5 protein-coding genes are annotated in these 13,677 nt (G+C 44.7%); 4 read left to right on the top strand and 1 reads right to left on the bottom strand.

Annotated features, from left to right (window positions below; translation table 11 throughout):
* Positions 1–325: 325 nt before the first annotated feature.
* Entirely contained in the window at positions 326–4,690 is a 4,365-nt protein-coding gene (locus L0657_RS27055) for a PAS domain-containing protein (RefSeq protein ID WP_235153992.1), read from the bottom strand.
* 556 nt (positions 4,691–5,246) lie between these two features.
* Here L0657_RS27055 and L0657_RS27050 point away from each other — a divergent pair.
* From L0657_RS27050 to L0657_RS27035, 4 genes are all read left to right on the top strand, one after another.
* The gene (locus tag L0657_RS27050) at positions 5,247–7,982 is read left to right on the top strand and encodes a substrate-binding domain-containing protein (RefSeq protein ID WP_235153991.1); all 2,736 of its coding nucleotides are present in this window, start codon (positions 5,247–5,249) and stop codon (positions 7,980–7,982) included.
* A gap of 268 nt (positions 7,983–8,250) precedes the next feature.
* The gene (locus tag L0657_RS27045) at positions 8,251–9,573 is read left to right on the top strand and encodes a sugar porter family MFS transporter (protein WP_235153990.1); all 1,323 of its coding nucleotides are present in this window, start codon (positions 8,251–8,253) and stop codon (positions 9,571–9,573) included.
* Between the two features lie 13 nt (positions 9,574–9,586).
* Positions 9,587–10,474, top strand: a complete 888-nt coding sequence (locus L0657_RS27040; RefSeq protein ID WP_235153989.1) for a carbohydrate kinase — start codon at positions 9,587–9,589, stop codon at positions 10,472–10,474.
* Positions 10,475–10,480: 6 nt separating this feature from the next.
* Positions 10,481–13,639 (top strand): TonB-dependent receptor, encoded by a 3,159-nt coding sequence (locus L0657_RS27035; protein ID WP_235153988.1) that lies wholly within the window; start codon positions 10,481–10,483, stop codon positions 13,637–13,639.
* Positions 13,640–13,677: the final 38 nt, after the last annotated feature.

The raw sequence follows: 13,677 nt of genomic DNA, 5'->3' as shown, positions 1-13,677 counted from the left end.
TTGGGGTTAAGGCAACTCTTGTAGATTGCCTTAGACTTCTGTATGATATATCTGAATCCATACTTATCTTTATCAACACGGAACAAGATTTCTCTAAACAGCGTCAGACCTATTTCATTTTGCCCGATCTGGTCACTAAGTTTTTGTAATGTGTAATCTTTATTAAACCGGTCAATAATTTGGAAGGGTATCAGTTGTTTTTGCTAATGACAGACACTTCTGTGGCATGCTCCATCGTAAAGGAAGTAATTTCAAAATTTCCGTCATCAGTATATCTATTTGCATTATCGTTGAAATTATGCAGCATGATGCCAGGCAAACGGGATTATTTCGTTAGTTCATCAATCATCCGGATCAGCTCTTTGACGTCAACTGGCTTAACAAGATGACTATCAAAGCCGGCGTCCAGGGCTAACTGCCTGTCTTCCTCCTGACCATAACCTGTCAGGGCAATCATTGGAATAGTTTTGCCCCAGGACCGCTGCCTAATCATTTTTGCTGTTTGATAGCCATTCATCCCAGGCATGCCTATGTCACACAAGATTACCGCAGGCTTGGTTGTTTCGGCTGCTTCAATCCCTTCTAAACCACTTTTGCGACTTTCCACTTTAAATCCTTTTAATTGCAAAAGTAAGGTAACCAGTATCGTTGCATCGACGTTATCGTCAATGACCAAAATGTACTGGTCGCGAAGTTGCTGACCAACGCTCATGCCAGTTATAGCTTTTGTAATTGATGGTTTATCTGCTATTGGGAGGTAGACCAAAAACTCGCTTCCCTGGCCTAATCCATTGCTGCGAGCCTCTACATATCCGCCATGCATTTTGACCAGACGCTGTACCAGTGTAAGTCCGATGCCCAGCCCTCCTTGCGCGCGCGCCAGTGAATTATCAGCTTGCACAAAAAGATCAAAAATCGAGCTCAGTTGCTCAGTCGTAAGTCCTATTCCGTTGTCGGCAACGCGGATCAGTGCATGGCCGTCTTGTCGGTTCAAACTTACCCAAACCTGGCCATTATCACCCGTGTAGCGAAGGCCATTTGTTAAAAGATTGGTGATCACCTGGCTTAACCGTGTAGTGTCACCTGTGACGTATATACGATCCGTCATAGCTGTTAGGTGCAGTTGTTTCCCAGCCGCCGCATACTGGCTGCCAATTGCCATGACCGCTTCCGATAGTTTTCCCCCTAATTCAATATGCTCCTTTTTAAGTACTATCTTGTTTTGGGTAATACGGCTTACATCAAGCAAATCATCCACTAGTCGCACCAGATGATCTACCTGCCGCTCCATCAGTGTCAGGGTTTGCTCCATAACAGAATCAGATTCTGACCTGGTTAACGATAGTACCGACAAACCATTTCGTATGGTAGACATAGGGTTTCTTAACTCATGGGCCAACATGGCCAGGAATTCATCTTTACGCCGGTCCGCCTGTTGAAGGGCATATTCAGCTGATTTGAGTTGGTCAATATCCGTAACGATTGTTACCTGCCCGGTAACCTTTCCCTCGCTATTGATAAGAGGCACTGCTGCTACATGGGTCCATATCGTATTTCCATCGTCCATGGTATACTGCATTTCGACGGGTGGTAAAACCCGTTCTCCTCGCAGTGCACGGGCACCGGGGTAATGGCTCCTATGCAGCCGGCTGCCATCAGCATTATACGCAAGCCAGCGATCATAACGGCTTTCATCCATAGAGGGCATAAGTCCGGTAGGCATATAGCGATTCATCACCTGATTAGCAATAACAACCCTCCCATCATGGTCAAATTCTCCGACCGCTACTGGCAAGCTTTGGAATATAGCAGAAAGACGCGTCTGACTTGCTTCCAGAGTTTGCCGGGCGATCATTCTGTCCAAGATGTCATTGAACAAAACGGCAACCCGGTTTTGACCAGGCGGGCCAATAGGAAAAGCGTAAACATCGTAGAAGTGCCCCAATGCAGTCGCCTCATGCTCAAAACGGGCCGGTTCGCCTGTTTTGGCAATACGTCCGTAGGTTTCATACCAGAACTCTTCGTGGGCTGGGGCCAGCTCACGCATCGTTTTCCCGACCACATCAATGAGGCCGGTCTGCCGGATAAGTGCCGGGTTAGCTTGCAAAACAAGGTAATCGATCGCCTTCTCATGCTGGTCAAAGAGGACTTCTATAACACAAAAACCTTCGTCGATCGAATCAAACAAGATTTGGTATTGCAGTTCAGATTCTCGTTGCGCCTGCTGAGAGTGTTTGATTTCCGTTATATCACTGGCAGTTCCAAACCATCCGACGATTTCACCCTGTTTGTCAAACTTCGGGATTGCCCGGGAAAATGTCCACCCTATGTCTCCTGTTGCCAATATGATACGGTGCTCTAACTCAAAAGGCACCTGAGCGGCAACTGCTTTATCGATCGCTTTCTGTACGAATGGCTGATCTTCTAATGGAATATACTGCTGCAACCAGCTGGAATTCTTTGTTGCTTTATCAAAAAGGAAAGACTTTCCTACTAGCTGGTGCATATGCTGCCAATCGGGGCTCATCTGGTAGACAGCATCCGAGGTCGAGGTCACAAAAGCACGAAAGCGCTCTTCGGACTCGTTAAGAGCTTGCTCAGCCTGGCGACGCTCCGTAACGTCAAACATAACCCCACTCATAATGACAGGCTGGTCATTCACTTTCTCCATCACACGGCCGTAGCCACTCATCCAGCGGTTTGAACCGTCTTGAAGAACAGCACAAAACTCCGAATCAAACAACTCATCGCGATCCAGGGCCTGTTGCAGCTGGGCACCTACGCGTTCACGGTCATCCGGATGCACATGCTCAAAGAAAAGCTCAGGTTTGACTGGCTTGTTTTGAGGTTCGAGACCAAATATCCTGAAATGCTCCTGGTTCCAGAATATCTGGTTGGTATCCAATTGCCACTCCCAGGTCGCCATGTCGGCAGCTTCCGTGGCAAGCCTGAGACGCTTTTCCGCCTGTCGCAAGGCTTTTTCATCCTGCAGACTTTCAAGGCGTGCCCAAATGCGTTCTGCAAGGTCACGCATTAAACTAATTTCATCCTCACGCCAGTGACGGGGCTCTTTATCCATCACAGTCATACAAAAGTGACATTGTCCGTGCCGGGGCAATGGAATGTTTACAAATGATGCGCAGTTCATCGCTTCCGCAAATTGCGGGATGACGCCGGTATCGATCGCAACATCGTGGATAACCTGCGTCTTACCGGTGCCACATATCTGCTGGAAATCTTTTGTTAAAAAACGCTCAATCGGGTATGAACCCTGGATACTTAATAAGTTTGGTTGGTGCCAATCATATTCCACGGTTACACCCTGTTTTCCTACCTGACTAAAGGCAACTCTTGACGTTTTGAAATGGTTAACGATTTTACCACCAAGCCTTTCCATTGTTTGGTCAACGTTATCTAAACTGGCCAGCTCCTGGCTTACATCAGCCAAAAGGGCTTGACGAGTTTGATCAAGCCTATCTTGGGTGATATCTTTAAAGATGACAGCTAACTGCCTATTTGCGCCCTGCTCAACAAGAAATGCAAAAAGCTCAATAACCCTGTCGATACCGTTTACTTCAATGACGGCACGTACAGACTGACCAGTTTGCCAGACCTTCTCGTACAGGGCGAAAGCTTCCTCCGGAGCTTCGGGGAATGCTTCCCTGATCGTTTTACCTGTTACTGCTCCAACGCCTGTATGCTGCGAAAATGCCTGATTTGCTTCCAGGTACCGAAAATCGACCTGCTGACTGTTTACGCGCTCTAATAAACAAAAACCTTCATCAATGGACTCGAATAACATACGGTAACGTTGGTCTGCCTGCCTTTGTTTGGTAACATCACTTGCTGCCCCTAACCATTGCTGGATGTCGCCTGCTTCATTCAAAATCGGGATAGCACGGGAAAAAACCCAACCAACAGAGCCGTCCCGGCGATAAACCTGGTGTTCCGCTTCGAATGGCGCCTTTCCTTCAATGGCCTTTCGAATGAGTTCCTGGACGCGGTCGCGCTCTGTATGCGGAATGTATTCTTCCAGCCAATTGCCCTTGGGCGAAGCTGCGCTTGTCAGATAATCCTTTTCTACCAACTGAAACATTTGCTGGCAGTCGGGGCTCATTGTGTAAACGATCTCGGAAGTAGCTGTAACTAAGTGGCCAAACCGCTGCTCACTATTGTTTAATGCTTGCTTAACATCCTTTTTTTCTTGCACCTGGCGAGTTGTTTCAAGTACTGTTACCAATATGCCGCCAACTTCACCTGAATCTATAAACACCGGGCTATAAGCTAAGGTAAACCGCGCATCTTGCAAGTAACCTAAACGGTTAATGGGGTAGAGTGCGTCATCGAAACGAAAAGACTCGCCCTGCCAAACCCGCCTGTAAATGGGCTCATTGATGTGCCATACCTCAGGCCAGCACTCCTGTGTGGGCAGACCAAGCCCTGATGGATGCTTATCACCCATTAGATCCCGGTAGCCGTCATTATAAATTTGAGCAAGTTCTTTTCCCCATAGAATTACAGTAGGAAAAGGAGTAGCCAAAATCAATTGAACGGATGAACGAAGAAATTGAGGCCACTGCCTGCTGGCTCCTAAAACGGTTTGTGACCAATTAAATGCCCGGCAAATGGCGCGCATTTCCCCAGGTCCTTGAAAAAGCTTGTCTAAATCACTGTTGGCGGGGTTTCCCATAAAGTCTCTTTAATGAAGGCTGGAATTAAACAAGAAACTGGCGCCATAATAAATTTTACATGGCAGACATAATAGCAAATGGTCTTTTTACAATATAGTAGCTCTAGGTATCCTACCAACCTGTTAGTTAAGCAATTGTATTTGTTTAAATTATTGTTCCAAACGATTTGGAAACTAGAAGGCTACGAACTCTTAAACAAATTCAGAATATGCCAGCTATTCAACAAACCTAATACAAATAATGAATTTTCTATCAAACTTTACTAAAGCTCCTGAGCCTTTAATTTGGTTTGCTGAATGACTCCGATCTCAAATAGAAAAATAATTTGCGATATGCACAGCTGTGGTGAGAAGGACCAAGAATTTTTCACCCATGGAAAACCAAGGGATGTTTTTTTATAATATGGAAATTCAGGCTTATAAGGTACTTATTAACAGGAACGATAGGGCAATCCTTCATAAAATTACATACACTTCATAAGCTGTGACAATTTGATTCAAACTTCATTTGTAATACATTTATACAGCAAACTGCTGAATTGAATGCAAAAAAATAATGAAATATTTTAAACTTATTGTTCTGGTTTCTCTTATTGTAACTGCCTGTTCCAAAAAAGAATCAAAACAGTATACAATTGGCTTTTCGCAGTGCACGGCCAGTGACAACTGGCGTAAAACTATGCAGGAGAGCATGTACCGCGAGCTGTCATTCAATCCGGAGATTAACTTTATTATGAAGGATGCGGGCGGCCAGAGCCAAAAACAAATCACTCAGATTGAAGAATTGCTCAAACAAAACATTGACCTGCTTATAGTATCTCCTAATGAAGCCAAACCTATCTCGCCCGTTGTTGAGAAAGCATATCAAAACGGAATTCCAGTAATTATTCTGGATCGCCGTACAAATTCTGATCAATATACTGCCTATGTTGGCGCAGACAATTTGGAGGTTGGACAAATTGCAGGCACTTATACAAATACGCTACTGAAAGGAACCGGAAAGGTGATTGAGATTAGCGAAAAGCCAGGCTCATCCGCAGACATAGATCGCCACAAAGGTTTTATGGAAGCGATCAACCGCTTTCCTGGCATTGAATTGACTGCAAAACTTGATGGCGATTGGGACAAATATTCTCTGGAAGCTCCGCTGACTAAATTGCTGAAAACACATACAGACATTGATGTTATTTTTTGTCAGAATGATCGTCGTGCGCTGACTGCATTTAAAGTTTGTAAGAATTTAGGCGTTGAAAAAAAGATCCGGCTAATTGGCGTTGACGGGCTGATCGGGCCGAATGGCGGCATTGATCTTGTAGATAAGGACATTTTAAATGCAACTATTCTTTATCCTACAGGCGGTGAAGAAGCCATTCGTACGGCCATTTCAATTCTGCAAAAACAACCTTTCAAAAGAGATAACCGGCTTCAAATTACCATGATCGATTCGACAAATGTGCGGATCATGAAATTACAGGGAGAAAAACTGGTTGCTCAGGAACAGGATATAGAAAGGCGCCAGGAGAAGATCGAGGAGCAACGCGCTATTTCCGAAAATCAAAGTACTATCATTTACGCCGTTTCGGCCACATTGGCGCTCGCGCTGATTTTCGGAGCTTTGTCCTTTTACTCACTGCGTGAAAACCGGAAAATAAACAGGCGGCTAGGCGTTCAAAACCATGAAATATTAGACCAGAAAAATCAGATTGAACAACTTGCGCAAAGTGCTGAGGTTGAAAATGAGGCTAAACTTAAATTTTTCACAAACATTTCTCACGAATTCCGCACTCCGCTCACGCTGATTCTCGCACCGGTTGAGGATATTCTGGACAGTGAAAAAATTCGTGACCCGCTTATAAAACAGGAACTTTCTCTGATCAGAAAGAACACATTGCGACTGCTACGCCTTGTAACTCAGCTGATGGATTTCAGAAAACTAGGGAGTCACCGAATGCAGGTACGTGCGAGCGAACACAATTTGGTGGCATTTGTGAAGGATATCATGGTAGCATTTGAACGAATCGCTTCAAAACACAAAATTGATTTTCAACTGATCACTTCCGAAGCAGAAATATTGGTCTGGTTTGATGCCACAATGTTAGACAAAGTTATTTTCAATTTGCTTTCAAATGCCTTCAAATTCACGCCTGATAAAGGACGGGTTTATCTCTATATCAAAAATTTCTCACCTGATAAGGTACAAATTACAGTAGAAGATAACGGCATCGGACTGACGGAATCAGAAATCGCGCAGGTTTTTGAGGTGTTCTATCAGGCCAAAAGCAATGCCAAGGCACTGGGAACCGGCCTGGGTTTGGCACTTTCCAAAGAGCTGATATCCCTCCATCAAGGGACTATTTCTGTACGCAGTAAACCAAACAAGGAAACTGCATTTACGATTGAATTGCCACTTGGCAACAAACATTTTCAACCAGATGAATTGAGAAATGAACAGGTTGAAGATTTTTCTATGGTTCAAAATTTTGAACTGAATGAGGAAAGTTTACCAGCAAATATTCCGGCTGCTGGTGACGTAGCAAAAGAACAGTCTGTTTTGATCATTGAAGACAATTTTGATCTGGTAAGGCTTCTTGAACAAAAATTGCAGACGGGCTATCAGATATTCGTTGCAAACGACGGCGAAGAAGGGTTGCGACTCGCCTTTGAACACATCCCGGATTTGATTGTATGTGATGTGATGTTACCTAAGAAAGACGGGCTAAGTGTAACTTCAATATTAAAATCAGATTTCAGAACTTCCCACATTCCGGTCATTTTACTCACAGCCCGCACCAACACCGAACAACAAATAGAAGGTATTCAGACTGGTGTGGACGCTTACATTACCAAGCCATTCAACTTGTTGTATGTACAGGAGATGATTAAAACGCTGCTCAGAAACAGAGCATTACTTCGTGAGCATTACACCACCGAATTACCCATTGAAACCTCATCAGCGGCCAATCCGAACAAACTCGACAAGAAATTTATTACACAATTTACTGCTTACGTAGAAGAGCATTATGACAACTCAGAACTTAGCGTGGAGGACATTGGCAAAGATCTTGGAATGTCCCGCGTACAGCTTTACCGAAAGGTAAAAGCGCTTCTGAATATGAGTGTTAACGAATACCTGCAGCAGGTTCGGCTCAACAAGGCAAAATTTCTACTTCGTCGTGACGATATGACTGTCGCGGACGTAGCTTACAAGGTTGGTTTCTCCTCCCCAACTTATTTCTCAACTGCTTTCAAAGGAAAATATAATCAAACCCCGATGGAATATAAAAAATCATAAGAAGCCATATTAACTTATAAGATTTTCTACTAATTGTTCAATTGCCCTCTCAGTCTATTCGGCAAAAATGATACAATTTTTAAACACTATGTATCAAATTTGAAGATCCAATCATGTATCAAATTTTAAATATTGCGCTAAATCCCTGATTATCATTATTATATACTTCTAAAATACAACCGTATCAAAGTTTAACTTTTTTGAGATATTATTTAGTTATTCCGGGCATCAGTTGGTGGTAGTTTTGACAAAAAAATCAGAACTACCAATGAAAAACAGTAAGGTATTAGTTTGGTCAATCGTTGTTGCGCTTGGCGGGTTTCTTTTCGGATTCGACACGGCCGTTATCTCAGGAGCAGAGAAAGCCATTCAGCATTTATGGGACCTTTCCGCGGTCGAACATGGATTCACTGTTTCCATCGCACTTATAGGAACCGTACTTGGCGCAATGCTCGGAGGCATTCCGGCAGACAAGCTTGGAAGAAAAACCACCTTGTTCTGGATTGCTGTTTTGTATCTGGTTTCTTCACTCGGTTCTGCTCTGGCAACCGACTGGTATGTTTTCATCTTCTTCCGTTTCCTTGGTGGCCTGGGCGTTGGTGCTTCGTCCGTAGCTGCGCCGATGTATATCTCCGAAATTTCGCCAGCCAAATCACGTGGAAAAATGGTCGGTCTATTTCAATTCAACGTTGTTTTTGGAATACTGATCGCTTATTTCTCTAATTATTTTATGCAGGATATGGGCGAGAACGCATGGCGCTGGATGCTGGGCATACAAGCTGTGCCTTCTCTGGTTTTCCTTTTGGCGATACTTTACGTTCCTGAAAGTCCGCGCTGGCTTATCATGAAAAAGGGTGATGTACAGCAGGCAACGAAAATCCTCAATATCATCGATTCCGAGACAAGTGAACAAACCTTGTTTGCCATCATGAATGCAAGGGAGGAAACCAAGGACAAACCTTCTGCCCGGCTGTTTTCTTCCAAATATAAAATGCCTGTTATGTTGGCCATTCTGTTCGCTGTTTTCAATCAGGTTTCCGGAATTAACGCCATTATTTATTATAGTCCGCGTATTTTTGAGATGACCGGATTAGGAGCAAAAGCTGCATTTCTTTCTTCTGCCGGAATCGGTTTCGTCAATTTTGCTTTTACGCTTTTAGCCATCAACTTCATTGATCGTTTTGGCAGGCGTACGCTTATGGCAATCGGCTCGGTTGGCGTCATTGTTACGCTCGGATTAGTTGCAAGAGCATTTTTTATACAGGATTTTACCGGCGTTCCTGTTTTCCTTTTTGTCTACATCGCCTTTTTTGCTTTTTCCCAAGGCGCAGTGATCTGGGTATTTATATCGGAAATTTTCCCAAATGAAGTACGTGCAAATGGACAGGCCCTTGGCAGCTTTACTCACTGGTTCATGGCCGCTATTATTGCCTTTTCCTTCCCGATCATTTCTGAATATCTGGGCGGCGGAATCACTTTTTCCTTTTTCGCAATTATGATGGTCTTGCAGCTGATTTTTGTATGGCGCATCATGCCGGAAACAAAAGGTACCTCTCTGGAACGCACTGACAAAACAATGATTCTACATTAATCTTTCAATTTATATGAAACCTAAAATAACCGTTTTTGGGGAGATGCTTTGGGATATGCTGCCTTCTGGTAAACAACCTGGCGGAGCGCCCATGAATGTAGCCATTCATCTCAAAAACTTCGGCATGAATCCCGCTTTCATTAGTCGCGTTGGAGACGACGATCTGGGCGTGGAGCTCATGGATTATCTTAACAACCAGGGATTTAATACGACCTTTATTCAAACCGGCATCACACATCTTACCGGTATTGTGAAAGTAAATCTGACCGACAAAACCGAGGTTACTTACAAAATCGTGCAGCCAGTAGCCTGGGATTACATTATGACGACGCCTGAAAACCAGCAATTGGTTAAAGATTCAGACGTGTTTGTATACGGTACGCTTTCTGTTCGCAGCCAGCAATCCCGGGAAACGCTTTTTGACTTGCTGAAAGTTGCAAAACTAAAAGTGTTCGACGTCAATATCCGTCCTCCGCATCTTGACAGAGCAACCACAGAATACCTGCTGCAACAAGCCGACATTGTAAAGGTAAACGAGCATGAGCTCAATACCGTTTGCGGCTGGTTCGGGATACAGCCGGAAGTCGAAACGCAAATGAAATTTCTCTATGAACGCTTCAACCTGAAACTGGTTTGTGTAACGCTCGGTGCTGACGGAGCCTTGGTTCTTTCCAGTGAAGGCTTTCATACACAAGGCGGATATGAGGTAGAAGTGCAGGACACCATTGGCAGCGGGGATTCCTTTTTGGCCATGTTCCTTAAAGAATATGTATGTGGCTCTCCCATCTCTTCAGCACTGAAAAAAGCATGTGCCGTTGGCGCTTTGGTCGCCTCGTATTCCGGCGCGACACCGAACATTTCCGAGTCAGAACTTGATGATTTTCTTAAAATTAAACAATAAATTATTATGAGCAAAAGACTACTTGTGATGGCACTGACCATCTTATGTTCCTTGCAAATAACCTTGGCACAAACCATGGTTACCGTAAAAGGAACCGTAAAAGCCACTGACGGAGATGCTCTTCCGGGTGTAAGTATTCTGGAAAAAGGCACCACAGTGGGCGCTGTAACAGATGTAGACGGGAAATATTCGATCCTGGTTTCATCCAATGCTACCCTCGTTTTCTCTTATGTAGGCATGCAAGCAAAAGAAGTGACTGTGGACAACAGATCCGTTGTGGATGTGGCACTGGAATATGACTCAAAAAGCCTGAACGAAGTCGTTGTGGTGGGTTATACGAGTTCGCGTAAGGAAGATCTCACCGGCGCTGTGGTGGTGGTGGATCTGGAACCTATCAAAAACACAAGTTCCGGAAACCCCATGCAGGCACTTCAGGGTCGCGTTCCGGGATTGTATGTTGAAAAAACAGGAACGCCTTCAGGTGACAACAGCCGTATTCTGATCCGCGGAGTGAATACGCTGGGAAATACCGATCCGCTTTATGTGATCGACGGTGTGCCAACTAAACGCTCACAGGTATTTCAGAGTCTCAATTCAAGCGCTATTAAATCCGTTCAGGTTTTGAAAGATGCCTCCGCTTCTTCTATTTATGGATCCAGGGCTTCCAACGGTGTGATCATTGTCACGACCAACAATGGCGGAGATACCAATGGAAAAATCAATGTGCAGTTCAATTCGAGTATTTCCTCCCAATCAGAGAAGCCACAGCGCTTTAAAATGCTCAACGCCGCAGATCGTGGACGGGCGCTTTGGCAGGCGTCTGTAAACGATGGCGTAGATCCGGCATCGGGTTATGGTGAAATCTATGATTTTAACTGGAACAGGGATTTCAGCAATCCTGTACTGAACAGCATAAGCGTAAAACCGTTGGTGGGTGGTGACCCTAACACGCCAGCCGGAGATACCGATTGGCAGAAAGAAATGTATAAAACGGGCTATGTCAGCAACAATGACCTCACACTTTCGGGTGGGACCAAAAATTCCTCCTTGCTAATCAACCTGGGATACATCAGCAATTCCGGTATGCTTAAACACACCAATTACAGCCGGATTTCGGGACGTATTAATGCAGCGACCAGTATTTTAAACGACCGTGTTAAATTTGGCGTAAATTCTCAGATGGTTTCGTCCAAAGAAACCCTTATCGCTACCGACCTGGGTGGAGCGGCAACACCCGGACTAGCCATTACGCTGGCACCAACCATACCGGTTTATTCACTGGATGGAAAATTCGCTGGTCCGGTGGGTTCAGGTTACTCGGACCGCAACAATCCTTTGCACATGCAGTACATCAACCGCTGGGACAACACCAAAAGGACATTCCTATTTGGCAACATTTTTACTGAAATAGAGCCGGTTAAAAACCTGTTCATCAGATCTTCCCTGGGAATGGACAATGCCGGATTTGCCAACAAAAACATTGAGCAATCTTATCAGGAAGGATTTATTGCACGAACACTTAACAATCTTACCCTCAACAACAATAAGTTTCTGAGTCTCACCTGGTCCAATACTGCCCGTTATAATTTCACAACCGGCAAACACCAGTTTAAGCTACTGGCCGGAATCGAATCCATCAAAGATGACCTTAACGATGTGATCGCTTACAAGGAAAATTTTGCCGTTCAGACAGAAGATTTCTTTGTTCTCAGTGCGGGATCTGGTAACGCCAATAGTTTCGGAACCTCCACAGGCAGCAGGCTAATGTCTCAGTTTGCGCGGGTAGACTACGCATTTTCAGATAAATATCTGGCCGCGGTAACACTTCGTCGCGATGGATCCTCACGCTTCGGGCCTGACAATCGTTACGGTATTTTCCCCGCAATATCAGCCGGATGGAAGATTGACAAAGAAGCTTTCATGCAAAATATTTCAGCCATCACCACCCTAAAATTGAGAGCAGGCGCAGGCCGTGTAGGCAATCAGGATATTGGTGACCTTGCACGCTTCGGACTTTTTGAGCCTCGTTACGGAACCAGAGCTTCACAGGTTCCTAACGGCCACAACCCCTTCTTCGACCAATACTGGAATATTGGAACAGCGTACGATCTGAACGGTGCCAATACGGGAAACCTGCCTTCCGGCTTCGTTTCTACACAAGCTCCAAACCTGGCACTCAAATGGGAAACGACTAACGAACTGAATGTGGGACTTGATTTTGGATTGTTTGATGGAAGCATTATAGGATCTCTGGATTATTTCACACGTGAAACCAGCGACATTCTCATCAAGCCTCCGGTGGCAGCTGCGGTAGGCGAAGGGCAACTAAAATTTGTCAACGGAGCTACCAAAACGAACAAGGGTTTCGAACTTTCTCTGGGTTATTATGGAAAACCAAAAGGCGATTTTACTTACAGCATATTCACCAACTTCGCCCGTTTCAGAGATAAAATAACGGTCTTACCGGAAGAAGTTCGTTCGGCCTTTGCCGGAAACGCGGTCACTACGATCATTGGCCGTTCGCAGCTGGATCTTTTTGGATACCGCACAGACGGTTTGTTTCAGAGTCAGGCGGAAGTAGACGCGCATGCCACTCAGGTTGGCGCTGGTCCGGGACGGATTCGTTATGTAGATCTAAACGATGACGGAGTGATCAACACATTAGATCAGGAATTTTTTGGAACCTCTCTGCCCGGTCTTGAGTACAGTTTACGGATTGATCTTGGCTACAAGAATTTCGATTTTTCTTTCTTCGGATCGGGCATTGCAGGCAGAACAGGATTTGATCCCTACACGTTCTACAACGATTTTATAAGAGGGCGTGACAATGTAGGCCCGGGTGTATTTGATGCCTGGTCGCCAAGCAATACCAGTTCCCGGATTCCCGCTCTGACACTTTCCGATGGCAACGGAGAAACGAGGACTTCTGACTATTTCAATGTGAACACCTCATACTTCAAACTACGTAATATCCAAGCCGGATATACGCTGAAAGACCTGCCGATTGGTAAAGTCGGACTGGAAAGACTAAGACTTTACGTGATGGCAGAAAACCTTTTCTGGATCAAAAGCAAAGGCTTCAAAGGTCCGGATCCTGAACGAATCGACGTGAATGTCATTCCGGTACCCAGGGTTTTCACTTTTGGCGTCAATGTTAATTTCTAAAAATTTCTGTCTGGTTTCCAACCAAATATCAAATTTAA

The organism is Dyadobacter sp. CY345, assembly GCF_021502725.1.
Lineage (GTDB): Bacteria > Bacteroidota > Bacteroidia > Cytophagales > Spirosomataceae > Dyadobacter.
The sequence above is the reverse complement of the archived record's forward strand: the minus strand, read 5'-3'. Positions and strand labels throughout refer to the sequence as shown.